The 19,323-nt window shown below is 60.3% G+C and carries 17 protein-coding genes; 8 read left to right on the top strand and 9 right to left on the bottom strand.

What is annotated here, in order from left to right:
- Positions 1-58: 58 nt before the first annotated feature.
- From FW764_RS22050 to pilG, 8 genes are all read right to left on the bottom strand, one after another.
- The gene (locus tag FW764_RS22050) at positions 59-808 is read right to left on the bottom strand and encodes a hypothetical protein (protein ID WP_446435699.1); all 750 of its coding nucleotides are present in this window, start codon (positions 806-808) and stop codon (positions 59-61) included.
- Positions 809-1,339: 531 nt separating this feature from the next.
- Positions 1,340-1,576, bottom strand: coding sequence for a DUF6124 family protein (locus FW764_RS22055; protein WP_130908723.1), 237 nt, complete (start codon positions 1,574-1,576; stop codon positions 1,340-1,342).
- Between the two features lie 234 nt (positions 1,577-1,810).
- A complete protein-coding gene (locus tag FW764_RS22060) occupies positions 1,811-2,266 on the bottom strand; it encodes a chemotaxis protein CheW (RefSeq protein ID WP_094949146.1) in 456 nt (151 codons plus the stop codon).
- Positions 2,259-8,075, bottom strand: a complete 5,817-nt coding sequence (locus FW764_RS22065; protein WP_446435700.1) for an Hpt domain-containing protein — start codon at positions 8,073-8,075, stop codon at positions 2,259-2,261. The genes FW764_RS22060 and FW764_RS22065 overlap by 8 nt, the downstream gene beginning before the upstream one ends.
- A 107-nt stretch (positions 8,076-8,182) precedes the next feature.
- Positions 8,183-10,234, bottom strand: a complete 2,052-nt coding sequence (locus tag FW764_RS22070) for a methyl-accepting chemotaxis protein (RefSeq protein ID WP_446435701.1) — start codon at positions 10,232-10,234, stop codon at positions 8,183-8,185.
- A complete protein-coding gene (locus FW764_RS22075; protein WP_446435702.1) occupies positions 10,231-10,755 on the bottom strand; it encodes a chemotaxis protein CheW in 525 nt (174 codons plus the stop codon). Before FW764_RS22075 ends, FW764_RS22070 begins: the two co-directional genes overlap by 4 nt.
- Before the next feature lie 12 nt (positions 10,756-10,767).
- Positions 10,768-11,133, bottom strand: coding sequence for a twitching motility response regulator PilH (gene pilH / locus FW764_RS22080; protein WP_014720320.1), 366 nt, complete (start codon positions 11,131-11,133; stop codon positions 10,768-10,770).
- 46 nt (positions 11,134-11,179) lie between these two features.
- Positions 11,180-11,587: a twitching motility response regulator PilG gene (gene pilG, locus FW764_RS22085; protein ID WP_027606081.1), complete on the bottom strand. Its 408-nt coding sequence runs from the start codon at positions 11,585-11,587 to the stop codon at positions 11,180-11,182.
- A gap of 239 nt (positions 11,588-11,826) precedes the next feature.
- On the opposite strand from pilG, the gene gshB reads away from it, so the two are divergent.
- The 7 genes from gshB to FW764_RS22120 all read left to right on the top strand — a co-directional run bounded on the left by gshB (position 11,827) and on the right by FW764_RS22120 (position 17,785).
- Positions 11,827-12,780, top strand: a complete 954-nt coding sequence (gshB, locus tag FW764_RS22090) for a glutathione synthase (RefSeq protein ID WP_016976046.1) — start codon at positions 11,827-11,829, stop codon at positions 12,778-12,780.
- A 77-nt stretch (positions 12,781-12,857) separates the two neighbouring features.
- On the top strand, positions 12,858-13,763 hold the full coding sequence (locus FW764_RS22095) for an energy transducer TonB (RefSeq protein WP_446435703.1): 906 nt from the start codon (positions 12,858-12,860) through the stop codon (positions 13,761-13,763).
- A gap of 129 nt (positions 13,764-13,892) precedes the next feature.
- Entirely contained in the window at positions 13,893-14,462 is a 570-nt protein-coding gene (locus FW764_RS22100) for a YqgE/AlgH family protein (protein ID WP_446435704.1), read from the top strand.
- Positions 14,462-14,899 carry a Holliday junction resolvase RuvX gene (ruvX, locus tag FW764_RS22105; RefSeq protein ID WP_003195067.1) on the top strand — a complete coding sequence of 146 codons (438 nt, stop codon included), beginning with the start codon at positions 14,462-14,464 and terminating at the stop codon, positions 14,897-14,899. The genes FW764_RS22100 and ruvX overlap by 1 nt, the downstream gene beginning before the upstream one ends.
- A gap of 82 nt (positions 14,900-14,981) precedes the next feature.
- Entirely contained in the window at positions 14,982-15,488 is a 507-nt protein-coding gene (pyrR, locus tag FW764_RS22110; RefSeq protein WP_446435705.1) for a bifunctional pyr operon transcriptional regulator/uracil phosphoribosyltransferase PyrR, read from the top strand.
- Positions 15,489-15,512: 24 nt separating this feature from the next.
- Positions 15,513-16,517 (top strand): aspartate carbamoyltransferase catalytic subunit, encoded by a 1,005-nt coding sequence (locus tag FW764_RS22115; RefSeq protein ID WP_446435706.1) that lies wholly within the window; start codon positions 15,513-15,515, stop codon positions 16,515-16,517.
- The gene (locus FW764_RS22120; RefSeq protein WP_446435707.1) at positions 16,514-17,785 is read left to right on the top strand and encodes a dihydroorotase; all 1,272 of its coding nucleotides are present in this window, start codon (positions 16,514-16,516) and stop codon (positions 17,783-17,785) included. Before FW764_RS22115 ends, FW764_RS22120 begins: the two co-directional genes overlap by 4 nt.
- Before the next feature lie 133 nt (positions 17,786-17,918).
- Here the strand turns inward: FW764_RS22120 and FW764_RS22125 are convergent, their stop codons facing one another.
- Positions 17,919-18,347 carry an NINE protein gene (locus FW764_RS22125; RefSeq protein ID WP_083356307.1) on the bottom strand — a complete coding sequence of 143 codons (429 nt, stop codon included), beginning with the start codon at positions 18,345-18,347 and terminating at the stop codon, positions 17,919-17,921.
- A gap of 249 nt (positions 18,348-18,596) precedes the next feature.
- Here FW764_RS22125 and FW764_RS22130 point away from each other — a divergent pair, with 249 nt between their 5' ends.
- Positions 18,597-19,235, top strand: a complete 639-nt coding sequence (locus FW764_RS22130) for a C40 family peptidase (RefSeq protein ID WP_446435708.1) — start codon at positions 18,597-18,599, stop codon at positions 19,233-19,235.
- Positions 19,236-19,323: the final 88 nt, after the last annotated feature.

The raw sequence follows: 19,323 nt of genomic DNA on the forward strand, positions 1-19,323 counted from the left end.
CACTCCGCCGAATCATTACGCTCAGGGTAATGGTTCGAGGGAGCGTTTACTGGGCTTTTTAAAGAGCTTGCAGATCAGTAGATACTTGAAGCGCTTTATTACGATAGTACTTTGCTAGCGCTCTAACGAAGAGACCTAACACTATACTTATCACGATTACCCACTCTTTGAGCTGTATCCACACATCCGTCAACGCATTGGCGTAAATAGCCAAAACAATCAGTAAAAACAAGAATAGAAAAACGCTAATCCAGTCGTCCAGTCGAGCTTTTTTTGATCGACATGCACTCAGCAAGCAACCGAAAATTGCGCTCACTAAGACAACAAGTATGCCGTCACATTGAGCGTCTGTGAAAAACCGTGATCCTGAAAAAATCGGCGTATGGCACAATACGGACACTATCAAAGATGAAAGAACTATAAAAAAATAGATCTGCTCAAAAACACTGTACAGCGCATTTCTGAATTTGGCAGGATCCTCTTTATCAGGCCCAGCGATTATCGCGAGACCAAGAAGACCTGAGCCTAGCCCACCTAGAGTCATCACAACAAAGTTAGTCATAACAACTCTAGTTGAGACTTCAGCATCGCTAAGCCCCTCAAAACTTTCCAGATGCAACATGATACCCACCGCACCGATTGCAGAAATAACAAAACTCCACAATTTCCTGCGCGACGAGTTCAAATCACTCATAGTCACCGCACAAGTGGCTACGATCACACCGCCCCATACGATTAATGTCAGCGTAAACTTAGAACTATTGAATATAGCCTGAAACGCTTCAACAAATATATTGAAAGAAAACATTATAATCTCACAGCTCCGACCAAAAAGATAAATCTTTATCGGCCCTTCCGCGAGTTTCTTTACCTTTAAAACTCGGAGTGTAGCAAAAAATACTTTCTTGGAAGTGATAACCTTCTCACTTAGCATTCGAGTAACAGAGAATACGCTTCAAGGTGGCCCGACCAGTAAACTGTCAGTCCCCCTAACGATCCAGCGGCACAGCGATCAAACAATTTGATCGTTCCCACGCTCAGCGTGGGAACGCCGCTTGGGACACTCCGCGCTCCGCCAGTCAGCGCAATTCGTGAGTCGTGAGTCGTGAGTCGTGAGCGAAGGTGACGCGGAGCGTCACAAGATGCATTTCCACGCTGAGCGTGGGAACGATCAACTGGATTCGAGCCGAATGAAGATCAAAATGTGGGAGCGGGCTTGCTCGCGAATGCGGTGGGTCAGTTACACATTTACCGACTGACACCCTGCATTCGCGAGCAAGCCCGCTCCCACATTTGTTCGGTGGTGGGTGTTCGATAGCGGTCCCAAACAGGGACCGATTTAACCTTCCGGTGCAGGGCTGACTTGTTCCAGCGCTCTATCGACCAGCAACTGACCCAACTCGGCCATTTGCTGAATGCCGAGCATGATTGCGCGCTGGGAGGTGTCCAGGTTGAAGGCAAGATTGCAGGTCATGGCGTTTAGCGACGATAAGGTTTCGCTGGCGTTGACCAGTAGAGCTTCGGTGTTTTGATCTGGGTTAACGGTGAAAATATTGGACGAGGACGAATTCGACATGATGTGCGGTTCCTAAACGAATCATTGAGGAACGCCTTTGAATCTAGGCGTCTTGAACGCCTAAACAGATTTCTCGGACTTGCACGTCCGTGTCACCGTTTTTTCGAAGACTAGCCGCCATGACTACCCGCAACAAGTTCATGCACAGCCCGAAATCTTGCGGGAAAAATCCGAAGGATCCCACCTAGCTTGATTCGATCGTTCCCACGCTCTGCGTGGGAACGATCATCGCAGTCAGGCCAGACCGGACTCCACCAACAAGGCTTCAAGCCCCATAAGGTCAGGCACCTTCGCCACATGCTCGCCCACCTGCACCGCCGCCAGTTCCAGCGGGCACAGCGGCACATCCACGTAACTCAACTGGCTATCGAGTTTGTACGAGCGGGGAATCCCCTGAATCACCATCGCAATAAACTTCAACGTTGGCCGCCCACCCAGCGCGTTCAACACCACAATTCGCGAACGCTCCCCGGTCACGCTGGCTTCACCGCACGCCGCTTCAAAGCTGATCAACGGCAACTGCCGGTCGCGCCAGGTCACTTGCCGCAGGTACCACGGCGGGGCATCACTGGCGGGTTCGCCGCGCTGGAAGTCGATCAGTTCGGCGATGGCGACGTTGGGCAGCACCAGGTGGCGGTCGGCCAGGGGCAACAGCAGGCCGGTGAGTTGGCTGGTGCGGTGGTCAAGCATGGGACTTGCTCCAGTAGGCGATGCTTTCCAGCAGCACCGACTCTTGATACGGCTTGCCGAGGTAGTCATTGACGCCAATGGCCATGGCGCGGTCGCGGTGTTTTTGGCCGGTGCGCGAGGTGATCATGATGATCGGCAGGCGCATCAGCCGTGGGTCGTTACGCACTTGGATGGCCACTTCGAAGCCGTCCATGCGCGGCATTTCGATGTCGAGCAGCATCAGGTCCGGGGTGTGTTCTTCGAGGAGGGCTATCGCGTCGATGCCGTCTTTGGCGGTGAGTACGTTCATGCCGTTGCGTTCCAACAGGCGGCTGGTGACTTTGCGCACGGTGACCGAGTCGTCCACCACCAGCACCAGCAGCGGACGTTTTTTCAGCGGGTCGTTGAGGATCAACGGCGCGTCGACCGCCTGCGCTGGCAACGCCGGTTGCCGTGCGCGAATGTGCGCCAGCAAGTCGATGATCAACACCACGCGGCCATCGCCCAGAATGGTCGCCCCGGACAACCCTTGCACGCCAGCAAACTGCGGCCCCAAGCCCTTTACCACGATCTCGCGCGTACCGGCCATAGCATCCACGTGCACCGCTACGCGCCGTTCGTTGCATTGCACCAGCAGCACCGGCACCGGTTGGTACTGGCCCAGCAGTTTCGGCCGGGCGACGGTGTGCAGCAAGTCGCCCAGATAGAACAGTTCATAGCGCTGGCCGGCGTATTCATAACGCGGCGGGTCTTGTTGATAATGCCCAGCCAGTTCGTGGGGCAGCACCCGCACTAGACCTTCAATAGTGTTGAGCGGAATCGCGTATTGATCGTCCGCGCATTGCACCATCAGTGCCCGGTTGACCGACACCGTAAACGGCAGGCGAATGCGAAAGTGCACACCCGCGCCCGGCGTCGAGTCGATGAACATCGAGCCGCCAAGCTGGCGCACTTCTTCGTGCACCACGTCCATGCCCACGCCGCGCCCGGAAATCTGGGTGATTTTTTCCGCCGTGGAGAAGCCCGGCTGAAGGATGAACTGCAACACATCGCGATCGCTGATGTCTTGGTCAGGCGCGAGCAAGCCGCGCTTGATTGCCTTGCGCCGCACCGCATCCAGGGGCACACCGGCACCGTCGTCGCGCATGTCGAAGACAATGTCGCCGCCTTCGTGGGTCAGCTCCAGGCTGATACGGCCCTTCTCTGGCTTACCGGCGAGCACGCGCGCCTCGCGGGATTCCAGGCCATGATCGACGGCGTTGCGCAGCATATGTTCCAGCGGCGCCACCATGCGTTCCAGCACGTTGCGGTCCATCTCGCCTTCGGCGTTGCCGACCACAAATTCAACGTCCTTGCCTAACTCCTCCGCCACCTGGCGCACGATGCGCTTGAGGCGCGGCAACATGCGTTCAAACGGCACCATACGCGTGCGCATCAGGCCTTCTTGCAACTCGGTGTTGATGCGCGCCTGTTGCTGCAACAGGTTGTGCGCGTCCCCGTTGCGGCGGTCTAGGGTTTCCTTGAGGTCCAGCAGGTCGGAGGCCGATTCGGACAGCGCGCGCGACAACTGCTGCAACTGCGAGTGGCGGTCCATTTCCAGCGGGTCGAACTCCTCGTAACCCAGGCGCTCGGCCTCGGCCTGCTGACGGCTGAGGATGCGGCCCTGGGTTTCGGTGTCGAGGCGGCGCAGTTGGTCGCGCATGCGCTCTATTGTGGTTTCGACCTCGTTGAGCGCCACGCGCGCGTCGTTGACCTGTTGTTCGATACGGCCCCGGAAGATCGAGGTTTCACCGGCCAGGTTGACCAAATCATCGAGCAAATCGGCGGAAATTTTCACCATGTCGGCGGCGGGGTCCACCGCCGCTTCGGCTTTGCCGGCCGGCAAGGCTACCGGCGCGAGGGGTTCATCACCCGGATGCACCAGGCTTTTGATGCGTTCGATAAGCTTGTCCACCGACCCCACCGGCAACCCGCCCTCCACCGCGTCGATCATCTGCGCCAGGCGGTCATGGCAGCCTTGCAGCAACGCGAACAGCTCCGGCGACGGCACGAGCAAACCCGCAGAGAGCCCTTCGTAGAGAAACTCCAGCTCATGGGCCAGATCGCCAATCGGCCCGATCTCAACCATGCGCGCGCCGCCCTTGAGGGTGTGCAGGTCGCGCAGCAGGGTTTCCACTTCCTGGCGGTTGCTCGGCTCGGCCTGCCAGCGCAGCAAGGCGCTGCTTGAGCTGTCGAGAATATCGGCGGCTTCTTCGAGGAAGATATCCAGCAACTCAGGATCAGCCGTCGCCGCTTCCGCCACCGCAGCGGGCGTAGCGGGCATGCTGCTATTGCGTAACTCGCGCAGTTGGGCGATCAAATCGCTGGAGTCGCTCAAGGGCTGGCGGCCTTGCAGTTCATCCAACTGCAAGGCCAGCCGCTCATGGCTGGCCATCAATACTTGAGACAGTTCGGTTGAGTAGCTGTAGCGGCGGTCCACCAAGCCTTCGTAAAGGCATTCCAGCTCATGGGCCAGGTCGCCAATCGGGCCGATTTCGGCCATGCGCGCGCCGCCCTTGAGCGTGTGCATATCCCGATGTAACGACGACAACGGTGCGGCGCTATCCGGCTCCAACAACCAGCGTTTGAGCGACTGCCCGGCGCTGTCGAGGATGTCCACCGCCTCTTCCAGGAAGATCGCGACGATCTCGTCGTCCATCGCCGTGTCCTGGCCCAATTGTGCCGTGGCGGCGCCCAGTTCCGAGATGCTCAGGGCGCGGCTGCCGTCGCTTTTGATCAGGCCGGTGGCGGACGGGTCGAGTGCGTCATCGAGCAGTTCGTGCAGGGCTTCTACCCGCGCCGGTGCCGGGCTGATTTCCTGGCCTGCCGCGAGTTGGTCGAGCATGTTGATCAACGCTTCATGGGCCTGTTCGGCCTCATGGAAAAACCGTTCGCTGACCGCCAGGCTGCTCTCTTCCACGGCGCCATACAGATCAAGCAAGGCTTCGCACAGTTCATCGATGGCGTGCAGGTCGGCGATGTGTGCGCCCTCACCCAAGGTGGTCAACTCATCCAGCAGCGCGGTCAGCTCCTGACGTTCGCCGGGGTGCTGCTGCCAGCGGCGCAGCAGACTTTCGGCGTCCAGCAGGATGTCCATGCCTTGGGCCAGAAAATTGGTAATCAGCTGCGGGTCGCGCTTGATGCGCAAGCCGGTGTTGGGCGCGTCGAGTAGGGCTTGCAGTTGTTGGTCGAGCAGGCTTTGGGTGCGACTGATCAGATCCTGCGCGCCCTTAATCGGCACCAGCGGGTCGTTGTGAAGTTGACGCAAGCCGCGCCGGAACAGGCCTTCGGCTTCCAGCAGCAACTCCACTTCATCCAGGTCCAGCGGCAGTCGATGGGCTTTGTATTCGCGGGTCAGGTGATCCAGCGGCCGCGCCAATTCGGCTATCGGCAACACGCCGGCCATGTGGGCGCTGCCCTTGAGGGTGTGCAGGGCGCGTTGCAGTTCATCGCTGACTTGCAGCGGCACATGCTCGGCGGCTTGTTGCAAGAAGTGGTTGAGGCTTTCCAGGTGGCTCTGGGCTTCGTTGCGGAAGATCTCCATCAGCATCGGGTCGTGGGGCTCCGCGGCCGGCTCAGTGCCGCTGGCCAACGCGTGGGCACGGGCAGCCAGGGCGTCGACTTCATCGCGCTGGCGCTGGTCGTCGGCCGCGAAGTCGGCGATCAGTTCCGGCAGCAGGGCCACGGCCTCCTCCAGCACCTGTTGCACGTCAGGGCCGAGGGTCACGCTGCGTTCAAGCACGCGGTTAAGCAGGTTTTCCACGGCCCAGGCCAGCTCGGCAAGCACCAGGGCGCGAACCATGCGGCCGCTGCCTTTCAAGGTATGGAAGGCACGGCGCATTTCGCCTTGAGCGGCTTTGTCGGCGCTGTTGGGCAAATAGCGATGCAGCACGTCGAGGACTTCGTTGGTTTCTTCAAGGAAGACATCGCGCAGTTCATCGTCAATGGGCTCTTCGCCAGAGGGCGGCGGCAGCAGGCTGCCCGGACGCTGCTGGGCCGGCGGGTTCAGGCGCGAGGTGGGGCTGGCCAGAGCATCGAACTGCGATTGGCTCGGCGTGATCTCGCTGGACAGTGCGCCATCCGGCGCCACCAGCGCCTGGCGCCAAGGTTTGGCGGCGGGCAAATAGCCGAGTGCCGCCAGGCCTTGGGTGGCCAATTCCAGCACCCGCTCGCCAGCGGCGTCGGGGTCCTGGAGCATTCGTTCCAAGTAATACTCCAGACTGCTGATCACATCGGCAAAATGCGCCAGTTGCGCTTGCGGCGGTTCGGCCTCATTCACCATCAGCTCTTCATCAACATAATCGGTGCAGCCGCGCATCAGGCTCGCCGCACGTGGCAGCGGAATCATCGCCAACGCGCCGCGCACCTGGCTCAGCAGTTCCGGCAGAGACTCCAGGCGCTGGCGGTCCCAATCGGCTTCGATGCAGTCGATCACCAGCTCTTTGGCCTGGCGCAGGCACTGGCAGGATTCGCGGATCACCAGTTGGTGAATCTGGGTCAAGTCGGTGGTGGGCAGGCGGCTTTCTTCGCGGCTTTGCGGTTCGACGGTGCCGACCATGCCCGCCAGCGTGGCTTCGACGTAGAGCAAGGCGCCAGCGACGTCCATTAGCACCGCGTCATTGGGCTCGCGTTGGCCTTGGACCAGGCTCAGCACCACGGCGAGCTGGTCGATGATGACTTTGCGCGGCTGGCCGAAACCCAACACCGCCAAGGTGTCGGCGATCTGCCGGAGCGGCGCCAGCAACGCGTCGAGGTCGTGGGTGTGTTGGCGGTCGCTGCGCACGAACAGGTCGAGGCGCTCCTTGACCCGCACCAGTTCCTCACACAACGCGCCTAGCACCGAGCCCATGGCATTGCGGTCCGGCCCCGCCAGGCGCGCGCGCTCGGCGTCTACCACGGCGCTGTCGGGCAAGGCTTCATCCAGGCCGTAACGTTCCTTGAGGCTTTGCATGCGCGGCGTCGGCCGGGAGACCTTGGCCACATAAAACAACAGGCTCTTGAGCAGTTCATCCGGCGCAGGCTGGTTGATACCGCCGATGCCCTGGGTGAGCAGGCGCTTGAGTTGCTTGTCACTGGCCTTGAGCAGGCTGCGCAGCGACGGGCTGTTGGCGATCACGCCGGTGAGCATGCCTTCGACCAGCGCCGAGGTGACTTGCCACAACGGCAGCAGCGGCGCGCCCTGGCACAGCGCTTCGAGGCGCGCGAATACCCGCGCCATGTCTTCCAGGTTGCTGGGGCCGTGGTCTTCGCGCAGTAAACCGGCCAACGCCTGCAGCAGAAGCTGGTGCCACTGGCGCAGTTGCTCGTGAAGGTCCGGCAGCGTGCGCTGGGCCAAGGCCTCATCGGGCAACGGCGCAATCGACAACAGTTGCGGGCTGAACAGGCTGGTCTCCGACAGCAGGCTTTCGCCACGCGCGCTACGCAGGTCGTTGAGCAACGGCAACACCACCAGCGGCAGGTCGCGGCGGGCGCTGTGCACGCGGTCGAGGTACAGCGGCAGTTGGCCAAGGGCTTGTTGCAGCAGGCGGAGGCTTTCATCACGCTGGCCGACGCGCTCGGCTTGCAGGGCCAGGGCCAGTGCCTCGATTTCTTCAGCCAGCAGGGCCGCGCCATAGAACTCGACCATTTGCAGCGCGCCGTGCACTTGATGGATGCTGGCCAGGCACTCGGCGATGGCGTCGCTGTCGCGAGTTTCAACAAACGCGTCCAGCGCCGAACGGGCCTGTTTCAGGGTTTCGGCAATGTCGCCCTTGACCCATTCGAGGGCCACGTAGTCGTGCCGATCAACCATAACTGCTCCGCTTAGAATTCGTGAATTGCTGGTGTTGCCAAGATCTCAAATCAAAAGGAGATCCAATGTGGGAGCGAGCAAGCCCGCTCCCACATTTGGATAGCATTTCAATCGTCTACCTGTTTTGGCGGTGGCAACGTGAAACCCGACACCGACCTGCGCAACTGACTGGCCATTTTCGCCAGGTTGCCGATGCTTTCGGCGGTAGCTGTGGAGCCCGACGACGTCTGCGTGGTGATCTGCTGAATCACGTTCATCGTCAAGGAAATCTGCCCCGCCGACGACGTCTGCTGCTGCGCCGCATTGGAAATACTCTGGATCAACGCCGCCAGGGTTTTCGACACACCTTCGATCTCTTCCAGCGCCACCCCGGCATCCTGGGCCAGCCGTGCACCACGCACCACTTCGGTAGTGGTCTGCTCCATGGAAATAACCGCTTCGTTGGTGTCGGTCTGGATCGCCCGCACCAAGGTTTCAATCTGCCGCGTGGCGGCCGATGAACGCTCCGCCAGCCGTTGCACCTCATCGGCCACCACCGCAAACCCGCGCCCGGCATCCCCGGCCATACTCGCCTGAATCGCGGCGTTGAGGGCGAGGATGTTGGTCTGGTCGGCGATGTCATCGATCAGGCTGACGATGTCGCCAATTTCCTGGGACGATTCGCCCAGACGCTTGATGCGTTTAGCGGTGTCCTGGATCTGTTCGCGAATGTTGTCCATGCCGTGGATGGTGTTATGCACCACCTCGTTGCCTTTGTTGGCAATTTCCACCGAGCGCTCCGCCACCGCCGAGGACTCGGCGGCATTAGCCGAGACCTGGTCGATGGACTGGGCCATCTGGTTGATCGCCGTGGACGCTTCGGCAATTTGTTGGGCTTGATGCTCCGAGGCCTGGGCCAGGTGCATGGCGGTAGCCTGGGTGTCCTGCACTGCGCCGGCCACTTGGCCAGCGGTGAGGTTGATGGTGGCAACCAGATCGCGCAGTTGGTCCACGGAATAATTGATGGAGTCGGCGATGGTGCCGGTGAAGTCTTCGGTCACCGAGGCCGTCACTGTGAGGTCGCCGTCGGCCAGGTCTTCGATTTCATCGAGCAGACGCATGATCGCGTTCTGGTTGCGCTCGTTTTTCTCGGCGGTTTCATGCAACTGGCGGTTGGTCTCGCGCACCATCACCAGGCCGATCAGGATGATCGAAGCCAGCGCCAACAGGCCCAGCACGTAACCGCCGATGGTGTCGAAACTGCGCCCACTGGCGAGGTTCTCAAAGCCGGTGGCCAGGTGCGAGGCTTCATCGAGCAGGGTTTGCGACAGGTTGAAGATGTTGCTCGCCGAGGCGCGCACCTGGAACAGCTGCGGCGAGGTTTCGAGGATTTCATCCACGGAGCCGGAGACAAACTCGAACAACTCAGCGATTTCCGCCAGCCGCGCACGCGCGTCGTGGTCTTCGACCTGAGTGATGCGCAAGCCTGGGTTGCCGTTGAGCATGCCATTGAGTACCACGCCGAAGCGGTTGGCATCGCGACCAAAAGCGTCGGCAGCCTGCACGGCGGTTTCGTCACCGGCCAGCACCGTGTTGACGGCGCCAAGAATACGCTCGGCCAGCAGCGACTGACGCTGTGCCAATGCCACCTGGCTGGCCGGGGCGCCGCGTTGCAGCAAGATGTCGACGACCTTCTCCGATTCAATCTGCAATTGCGGCACGGTTTCGGCGAGGGTTGCGGCTACTTGGTGCAACGACAGCACGGTCTGCTCGCTGGCGAGGATTGCGTCGGTGTTTTTCAGCAGCGCTTCCCAGTCGGTCTGCACGGCGCGCATCTCGGCGCGTACTGCACTGGGCGCAGCCGGCAGGCCGGTCTCGGTGTCGCCTTTTTTAAGGTAGCCCCAGCGCTGGGCGAAGTCGTTGCGCGCATCGCCCAGCAACTTGAACGCGGCAGCCTTGCCAGCCGCGGCTTCGGTGGCGTTCTTGGCGATGCGTTGGGACAGCACGCGCAGCTCACCGGCGTGGCCGATGTACTGCTTGTCGTAGGTGGACTGGGTGTTGAGGTACGCGAAGTTGGCGAACAGCAGCATGATGAACACGATCAGCGCAATAAACAGCACGATGATCTGCGAGCGGCTGCGCGAGGCGGCTTGCGGTTTGAGTGTGGTAGCGGTGGTCATGCGGCGACATCCATGAAGCCTGGGGCCTGGGCCAGAGCGAAGGGGCTGAAGACCTGCCACAGCTGATCGCTGTCGAACTGGCCCTGGATAAACGGTGCGACCGCAGGTGCGCTCGCCAACAATGCGTCTTGCGCGAAATGCTGCATGCCCACCACCTCGTCCACCAGCAGCCCGACAAATAAGTCGTTAAATTCCACCACCAGCACCCGCCGTTGCTTGCACGCCTTGGACAACTCCAGCCCCAGAAAACCGCCCAGGTCCATCACCGGCAGCAAACGCCCACGCAGGTTGGCCACGCCCTTGACCCAGGGTTTGACCCCAGGCATCAAGGTACAGCGTGGCTCATGCAACACCTCGGCGACTTCGCCCATCGGCGCCACATACCAATACAGCCCCAGGCGAAAACCGATCCCGCTCCAACGTTGCAGGCGGGTTTCCTGGGACGGCAGGTCGGCGGCCAGCAGACGGCAGCGGCGGTCGATGTCCAGCAGCAGCTCGAAAGCGGTTTGCGACTCGGTCATGATGGCGTGCCGTTAGCCGGCCAGCACCTTGTTCAGGGTGGCAATCAGGGTTTCTTCGTCCACGGGTTTGGTCAGGTAATCCTTAGCGCCCTGGCGCGCGCCCCAGATTTTGTCGGTTTCCTGATCTTTGGTGGTGATGATGATGATCGGGATGCCGTTGGTTTCCGGCTCCTTGGACAGCTGGCGGGTAGCCTGGAAGCCATTGAGGCCCGGCATCACGATGTCCATCAGCACGGCGTCGGGTTTTTCCTGACGGGCCAGGGCCACGCCGTCCGCGCCGTTTTCGGCTTTGAGGACTTGGTGGCCGTGCTTTTCCAGCATGCCGGTCAGTTTGTACATTTCGGTCGGCGAATCGTCGACGATCAGAACACGTGCCATGGTTTTCCCCACTACATTGGTGGACGCCGGCCCTTGTGAGGCGGTGTCAGTGTGCTTGTTCTACTGCAGCGAAGCCGGGCACGTAGGCCTTGATCGCACTTAGCAGTTCTTCCTTGCTGAAAGGCTTGGTCAAAAACTGATCGACACCAACGATGCGCCCCTTGGCCTTGTCGAACAGGCCGTCCTTGGAGGACAACATGATCACCGGAATCGATTTGAACACCGGGTTGTTCTTCACCAGCGCACAGGTTTGATAGCCATCCAGGCGCGGCATCATGATGTCGACAAAGATAATGTGCGGGTGATGATCAACAATCCGGGCCAGCGCATCGAAACCGTCGATGGCCGTGATCACATCGCAGCCCACGTTCTTCAACAGGGTCTCGGCGGTGCGGCGGATCGTTTTTGAATCGTCGATCACCATCACTCTCAAGGCGTTGGAATGCTGTTCCATATCTGCTCTACCATCGCCACAGCGAATCGGTTTTCGGTGTGTACTGCCAGATGTTGCACAGGATGAGCGCCGCAAGCCTTGGAATTCAAGGGCTGCTGCACCGTGGGAGTCTTTTTAGCACAGTCTCTGGGCGCAATCTATCGAGCAACCAGCCAGGTGGTTTTTCCTTGACCCACAACAGCCACAGCGCCACTCTGACGCCACTTTTATGCGCCCTAATTTGCTAGAGGAAATCCCCCATGAGCGTTCGCGTCGGCATTGTCATGGACCCTATCGCCAGCATCTCCTATAAAAAGGACAGTTCGCTGGCCATGCTCCTGGCCGCCCAGGCCCGCGGCTGGACCCTGTTCTATATGGAGCAGCGCGACCTTTACCAAGGCGACGGCGAAGCCCGCGCACGCATGCGTCCACTGCAGGTATTTGCCAACCCTGAGAAGTGGTTCGAGCTTGCAGATGAAATCGACAGCCCGTTGAGCGATCTGGACGTGATCCTGATGCGCAAGGACCCGCCGTTCGACATGGAATTCGTCTATTCCACCTACCTGCTGGAGCAGGCCGAGCGCGCCGGCGTGTTGATCGTCAACAAACCGCAAAGCCTGCGCGACTGCAATGAAAAGCTGTTCGCCACCCTTTTCCCACAGTGCACACCGCCGACCGTGGTCAGTCGTCGCGCCGATGTGCTGCGTGAATTCGCCGCCAAGCATGGCGATGTGATCCTCAAGCCGCTGGACGGCATGGGCGGTACGTCGATCTTCCGTCACCGTGCGGGCGACCCTAACCTGTCGGTGATCCTGGAAACCCTGACCGCGCTGGGCACCCAGCAGATCATGGGCCAGGCCTACCTGCCAGCGATCAAGGACGGCGACAAACGCATCCTGATGATCGACGGCGAGCCGGTGGACTACTGCCTGGCGCGTATCCCGGCAGCCGGCGAGACCCGCGGCAACCTGGCGGCTGGTGGTCGGGGGGAGGCACGCCCACTGTCGGATAAAGACCGTTGGATCGCCGCTCAGGTTGGTCCGACCCTGCGCGAAAAAGGCCTGCTGTTTGTAGGACTCGACGTAATTGGTGAGAACCTCACCGAAATCAACGTCACCAGCCCGACCTGTATTCGCGAGATCGACAACGCATTTGGCACGAACATCGGCGAAATGCTGATGGCTGCCATTGAGCGCAAGCTACAAGCCAAGTGACATAGAACAGCCGGACACACACCAACATTGCGTTATCATGCGCCACCTGTGAAATGCGCGATGTTGGTTTTTTTGTCATGACGCTCCCGCCCGATCTGCCCCTAGAACTCTCCCACAGCGGCGTGCGCCCGGCTGATCGGCTCGGATTTACCCTGTTCCTGGCAGCCTTGATCCACCTCGCGTTGTTGCTCGGCCTGGGCTTCACCTTCGCCGAACCCAAGCAGATCACCAAAACCCTGGAAATCACCCTCGCCACGTTCAAGAGTGAAAAGAAGCCCGAAAAGGCCGACTTTCTTGCCCAGGACAATCAGCAAGGCAGCGGCACCCTCGACAAGAAGGCCGTGCCCAAGACCACCGAATTGGCGCCGTTCCAGGACAATAAGGTGAATAAAGTCACCCCGCCACCGACGCCCAAGCCCGAGGTCAAGCAGGCCGCACCCAAGGCCGCCGTGACCACCGTCGCGCCCAAACCGCAAAAAGCCCCGACCCAACGCGAGAAAGCCAAGACCGAACCACAGCCCGAACCGGTGAAACCGGCGCCGACTTTTGACAGTTCGCAGCTCTCTGACCAAATCTCCAGCCTCGAAGCCGAACTGGCCAACGAACAACAACTGTACGCCAAGCGCCCCCGCATCTACCGCCTGAATGCCGCCTCGACCATGCGCGACAAAGGCGCCTGGTATAAGGACGAGTGGCGCAAGAAGGTTGAGCGCATCGGCAACCTCAATTACCCGGATGAAGCCCGGCGCCAGCAGATCTATGGCAATTTGCGCTTATTGGTGTCGATCAACCGCGACGGTTCGTTATATGAAGTGCAGGTGCTGGAGTCGTCCGGCCAACCGCTGCTGGACCAGGCTGCCCAACGTATCGTGCGCCTGGCCGCGCCTTTCGCGCCGTTTACCGGCGACCTGAATGATGTGGACCGCCTGGAAATCATCCGCACCTGGAAGTTTGCCCGGGGTGATCAGCTGTTCAGCAACTGACAAGGCGCCCCTGTAGCTGGGGCAAGCCCGCTCGCCACAACAAGCTCCGCTCGCCATAGCAGCCTGTTCGCAACAATTAGGGCCCGCCGCAGCTTGTCAGTTCGCCCCTCCAACGCCACACTAGCGGACATGAAAAATGTCAGCCCGACCTACCTCAAACACCAATTCTTGATCGCCATGCCCCATATGGCCGACCCGAACTTTGCGCAGACCTTGACCTACATCGTCGAGCACACGGCCAATGGTGCCATGGGGTTGGTGGTGAACCGTCCGCAAGAGCTGAACCTGGCGGACATTCTTGAGCAATTGCGCCCTGAGACCGACCCGCCGGCGCGCTGCCAAAACGTACCGATCTATATCGGCGGGCCGGTGCAAACCGATCGAGGTTTTGTGCTGCACCCCACCGGGCCTAAGTTTCAGGCCACGGTGGACCTCGAAAGCGTGTCGCTGTCCACGTCCCAGGACGTGTTGTTCGCCATCGCCGACGGCGTGGGGCCCGAGCAAAGCGTGATCACCCTCGGCTACGCCGGCTGGGAAGCCGGGCAACTGGAAGCCGAATTAGCCAGCAATGCGTGGCTGACCTGCCCATTCGACGCCGACATTCTGTTTAACACGGCCAGCGAACTGCGCCTGCAAGCGGCGGCAGCCAAACTGAGGGTTAACCTCAGCCTGTTGACCAGCCAGGCGGGGCACGCCTGATGGCCTTGCGCTTGATCCTCGGTTTTGACTACGGCACCAAACAAATCGGCGTAGCGGTCGGCCAGGTGATTACCGGCCAGGCCCGCGAGCTGTGCACGCTCAAGGCCCAGAATGGCGTGCCGGACTGGAATCAGGTCGAAGCCCTGATCAAGGAGTGGAAGCCCGACGCGGTCGTGGTCGGCCTGCCCTTGAACATGGACGGCACCCCCAGCGACATGTGTCTTCGCGCTGAAAAATTCGCCCGCCGCCTTAATGGCCGTTACAACCTGCCCTTCTATACCCACGACGAGCGCCTGACCACCTTTGAGGCCAAGGGTGAGCGCCGCGACCGCGGCGGCCAGAAAGGCAGTTACCGCGACAACCCGGTGGACGCCATCGCCGCCGCCTTGCTGTTGCAGGGTTGGCTGGATGAAAACACCGCTTTATTTGAATCCTGACTGACGCGGCTTGCCGCGTCTTTTTACGTTTGAGCCCGGACCTTGCCATCACCCCGCTGCGCAAGGCCTAGAAGGAGCCACCATGAGTCTGCCCAATCCCGCCCAACTGATCAGCCAGATGGCGATTCGCCTCACGGCGCACCTGCAACACCGTGCTATCAGCGAGCCGCGCTTTATTGGTATTCGCACCGGCGGCGTATGGGTGGCCCAAGCGTTGTTGGAAGAGCTGGGCAGCGATTCGCCGCTGGGCACGCTGGACGTATCGTTCTACCGCGACGACTTCAGCCAGAACGGCCTGCACCCGCAAGTGCGCCCTTCAGCCCTGCCGTTCGAGATCGAAGGCCAGCACCTGGTGCTGATTGATGACGTGCTGATGAGCGGCCGCACCATCCGCGCCGCCATGAACGAGTTATTCGACTATGGCCGCCCGGCCAGCGTGACCTTGGTGTGCCTGCTGGACCTGGACGCCGGCGAATTGCCGATCAGCCCCGATGTGGTCGGCGCCACCCTGTCCTTGGAAGCCCACCAGCGGGTAAAATTGTCCGGTCCCACGCCGCTCGAACTCGAACTGCAAGACCTTGCCCTTTAAACCGCCTTGTACAGAGTCCCTGCGATGACGCCTCTAGATACCAAGCGCCCGCTGCAGCTCAATGCTCAGGGCCAGCTGCAACACTTCCTGTCTCTCGACGGTTTGCCCCGCGAACTGCTGACTGAAATCCTCGACACCGCCGACTCGTTCTTAGAAGTCGGCGGACGCGCGGTGAAGAAGGTCCCGCTGCTGCGCGGCAAGACCATCTGCAATGTGTTCTTCGAGAACTCCACCCGCACCCGCACCACCTTTGAGCTGGCGGCTCAGCGGCTATCGGCCGACGTGATCACGCTGAACGTGTCGACCTCGTCGGCGAGCAAGGGCGAGACCCTGCTCGACACCCTGCGCAACCTGGAAGCCATGGCCGCCGACATGTTCGTGGTACGCCACGGCGACTCCGGTGCAGCGCACTTCATCGCCGAACATGTGTGCCCGAACGTGGCAATCATCAATGGCGGCGACGGCCGTCATGCCCACCCGACCCAAGGCATGCTCGACATGCTGACGATCCGTCGGCACAAGGGCGGCTTTGAAAACCTCTCGGTGGCCATCGTCGGCGACATCCTGCACTCGCGGGTCGCGCGCTCGAACATGCTGGCCCTCAAGGCCCTGGGTTGCCCGGACATCCGCGTGATCGCGCCAAAAACCCTGCTGCCGATCGGCATCGAGCAATACGGCGTGAAGGTTTACACCGACATGGCCGAAGGCCTCAAAGATGTGGACGTAGTGATCATGCTGCGCCTGCAACGCGAGCGCATGGCCGGTGGCCTGCTGCCGAGCGAAGGTGAGTTCTACCGCCTGTTCGGCCTGACCACCGCACGTTTGGCCGGGGCCAAGCCGGATGCGATCGTTATGCACCCAGGTCCGATCAACCGGGGCGTGGAGATTGAGTCGGCAGTGGCCGACGGCAGTCAGTCAGTGATTCTCAACCAGGTGACCTACGGCATCGCCGTGCGCATGGCGGTGTTGTCCATGGCCATGAGCGGGCAAACCGCGCAACGTCAATTCGAGCAGGAGAACGCCCAGTGAAGCTCAGCATTCTCGGCGCCCGAGTCATCGACCCAGCCAGTGGCCTGGATCAAATCACCGATCTTCACCTGGAGGCCGGCAAAATTATCGCCATTGGCGCTGCGCCCGCAGGCTTCAGCGCAGTTGAGACCATCGACGCCAAAGGCCTGGTGGCCGCGCCTGGCTTGGTGGATCTGAACGTCGCCCTGCGTGAACCGGGTTACAGCCGCAAAGGCACTATCGCCAGCGAAACCCGCGCCGCTGCTGCTGGTGGCATCACCAGCCTGTGCTGCCCACCGCACACCAAGCCAGTGCTGGACACCTCGGCCGTGACCGAGCTGATCCTCGACCGTGCCCGCGAAGCCGGCAATTGCAAAGTGTTCCCTATCGGCGCCCTGAGCAAAGGCCTGGAAGGCGAACAGCTCGCCGAGCTGATCGCCCTGCGGGATGCCGGTTGCGTGGCGTTCGGCAATGGGTTGGAAAGCTTTCGCAGCACGCGCACGCTGTGTCGCGCCCTGGAGTACGCGGCCACCTTCGACTTGACGGTAATTTTTCACTCCCAGGACCGCGACCTGGCAGAAGGCGGCTTGGCCCATGAAGGCGCGGTCGCCAGTTTCCTCGGCCTGCCGGGCATTCCGGAGACCGCTGAAACCGTGGCCCTGGCCCGCGATCTGCTGCTGGTGGAACAAAGCGGCGTGCGCGCGCACTTCAGCCAATTGACCAGCGCGCGGGGCGTAGCGCTGATCGCCCAAGCACAGGCTCGTGGCCTGCCGGTGACGGCTGACGTGGCGCTGTATCAGCTGATTTTATGCGATGAAGCGTTGATCAACTTTTCCAGCCTGTACCACGTGCAGCCACCGCTGCGTACCCTGGCCGACCGTGAAGGGTTGCGTGCGGCCGTGAAGTCGGGTGTGGTGTCAGCGATCTCCAGCCACCACCAGCCCCACGAGCGCGATGCCAAGCTGGCGCCATTTGGCGCGACAGAGCCGGGCATCAGCAGCGTCGAGCTGTTGCTGCCACTGGCGATGACGCTGGTGGAGGATGGCCTGCTCGACCTGCCGACATTGCTGGCGCGATTGAGCACCGGCCCGGCCGAGGCACTGCGCCTGCCGGCGGGTAAATTGGCGGAGGGGTCGGCGGCGGATCTGGTGCTGTTCGATCCGGCCAGCTCCACGGTTGCCGGCGAACACTGGCTGTCCAAGGGCGAAAACTGCCCGTTCATCGGCCATAGCCTGCCGGCGACGGTGCGCTACACCTTGGTGGATGGGCGGATCAGCTACCAGGCCTAAAGCGGGCACGGTAAAAAAGTGGGAGGGGGCTTGCTCCCGATCGCGGTGGGTCAGTCAGCTTATTTGTAGCTGACCCACTGTCATCGGGAACAAGCCCCCTCCCACATTTGGTTTTGTATAGGCCTTGAGAGACTCAGCGCCCGTTATTGCGCTCAGCATTACGGATCGAAATCTGCGTATTCAGCGTCCAGAAGTCATACAGCACCCCGATCAGGAACAGCCCACCGGTCAGCAGGTAGATCAGGCCAGTGATCCACTTGCCTTGGTACATGCGGTGCAAACCGAACACACCCAGGAATGCCAACAGTATCCAGGCCACGTTGTACTCGATCGGCCCAGCGGTAAAACGCAGGTCTGCTTCACGGTCCATGGCCGGAATCAGGAACAAGTCGATCAGCCAACCAATACCGAGCAGACCGAAGGTGAAGAACCAGATCGTCCCGGTCACAGGTTTTCCGTAATAGAAGCGGTGCGCCCCGGTAAAACCGAAAATCCACAGCAGGTAACCGATCAGCTTGCTGTGGGTGTCTTGCTGCATCACATCCTGTCGATAGGTGTTCATGGAGTACCTCTTTTGCCTCGATAGATAAATTTTTTCATTTTCTTTGTGACTTTTTTACGGGCGCCCGACGCACGGTAAATGGTATCTTCCCTCCCGCAAAGCCTTATGCCACCTGACCTCTGTAGGACGATAGCGGCAATTCGTCGCGTTTTTCCTGAATTTGACCCCAGGGTTCAGTCGACAAACGGCCTTAGAACGACACAAAAAGCTGTTATAAAGTTGCGCGCAAACCAAAAAGAGCCACGCCTAATGCGACCATTTTTCAAGACATGGCTAACCATCTGCCTATTAATGCCACTGGCCGCCCACGCCACCAATCGTGAGCAACGTCTTCCTAACGTTAACGGTTTCACCCCTAAAGTTCACAGCACGCCAAGCACCGCCAAGTCGGTAAAGCTGACCGTCAACCGCCCAACTCACGTGAGCAAGGCCCACAACGGTAAAGCGGTTCCAGGCCTCATGGCAGGCAACACCAAACAAAGCAGCAACGTTTTAAGCCGCGCCGTGAATGTACTCGGTACTCCTTATCGTTGGGGCGGCAGCAGCCCAAGTAAAGGGTTCGACTGCAGTGGTTTGGTGAAATATGCATTTAACGACGTCAAAGCGGTGGATTTGCCACGCACCTCCAACGCCATGGCCGCCGGCCACGGCCTGAAGGTTGATCGCAAAGATCTGAAACCGGGCGACCTGTTGTTCTTCAAATTGAAGAGCCGCCAGGTCAACCATGTTGCGATCTACCTGGGCAACGACCGTTTTATCCACGCACCGCGTCGTGGCAAGTCGGTGAGCATTGACACGCTGAAGAAGCCGTTCTGGAATAAGAATTACGTGATTGCCAAGCGGGTTCTGCCTAAAGAGCAGAACAACCTGCGGGTTGTGCAGCGCTGATCTCTGGCTGAAATGCGGTAAAACATGTGGGAGCGGGCTTGCTCGCGAAGGCGCAGTGTCAGTCACCATCTTAGGTGACTGATCTACC

This window comes from Pseudomonas sp. 1152_12 (assembly GCF_052850675.1).

What these genes read in the sequence shown, in the direction of transcription:
- FW764_RS22070 (WP_446435701.1), bottom strand. Translation starts at nt 10,234, where the DNA reads ATGACCACCGCTACCACACTCAAACCGCAAGCCGCCTCGCGCAGCCGC.
- FW764_RS22060 (WP_094949146.1), bottom strand. Translation starts at nt 2,266, where the DNA reads ATGCTTGACCACCGCACCAGCCAACTCACCGGCCTGCTGTTGCCCCTG.
- FW764_RS22075 (WP_446435702.1), bottom strand. Translation starts at nt 10,755, where the DNA reads ATGACCGAGTCGCAAACCGCTTTCGAGCTGCTGCTGGACATCGACCGC.
- FW764_RS22125 (WP_083356307.1), bottom strand. Translation starts at nt 18,347, where the DNA reads ATGAACACCTATCGACAGGATGTGATGCAGCAAGACACCCACAGCAAG.
- FW764_RS22115 (WP_446435706.1), top strand. Translation starts at nt 15,513, where the DNA reads ATGACGCCTCTAGATACCAAGCGCCCGCTGCAGCTCAATGCTCAGGGC.
- pyrR (WP_446435705.1), top strand. Translation starts at nt 14,982, where the DNA reads ATGAGTCTGCCCAATCCCGCCCAACTGATCAGCCAGATGGCGATTCGC.
- FW764_RS22050 (WP_446435699.1), bottom strand. Translation starts at nt 808, where the DNA reads ATGTTTTCTTTCAATATATTTGTTGAAGCGTTTCAGGCTATATTCAAT.
- FW764_RS22055 (WP_130908723.1), bottom strand. Translation starts at nt 1,576, where the DNA reads ATGTCGAATTCGTCCTCGTCCAATATTTTCACCGTTAACCCAGATCAA.
- pilH (WP_014720320.1), bottom strand. Translation starts at nt 11,133, where the DNA reads ATGGCACGTGTTCTGATCGTCGACGATTCGCCGACCGAAATGTACAAA.
- FW764_RS22130 (WP_446435708.1), top strand. Translation starts at nt 18,597, where the DNA reads ATGCGACCATTTTTCAAGACATGGCTAACCATCTGCCTATTAATGCCA.
- pilG (WP_027606081.1), bottom strand. Translation starts at nt 11,587, where the DNA reads ATGGAACAGCATTCCAACGCCTTGAGAGTGATGGTGATCGACGATTCA.
- FW764_RS22095 (WP_446435703.1), top strand. Translation starts at nt 12,858, where the DNA reads ATGACGCTCCCGCCCGATCTGCCCCTAGAACTCTCCCACAGCGGCGTG.
- FW764_RS22100 (WP_446435704.1), top strand. Translation starts at nt 13,893, where the DNA reads ATGAAAAATGTCAGCCCGACCTACCTCAAACACCAATTCTTGATCGCC.
- gshB (WP_016976046.1), top strand. Translation starts at nt 11,827, where the DNA reads ATGAGCGTTCGCGTCGGCATTGTCATGGACCCTATCGCCAGCATCTCC.
- ruvX (WP_003195067.1), top strand. Translation starts at nt 14,462, where the DNA reads ATGGCCTTGCGCTTGATCCTCGGTTTTGACTACGGCACCAAACAAATC.
- FW764_RS22065 (WP_446435700.1), bottom strand. Translation starts at nt 8,075, where the DNA reads ATGGTTGATCGGCACGACTACGTGGCCCTCGAATGGGTCAAGGGCGAC.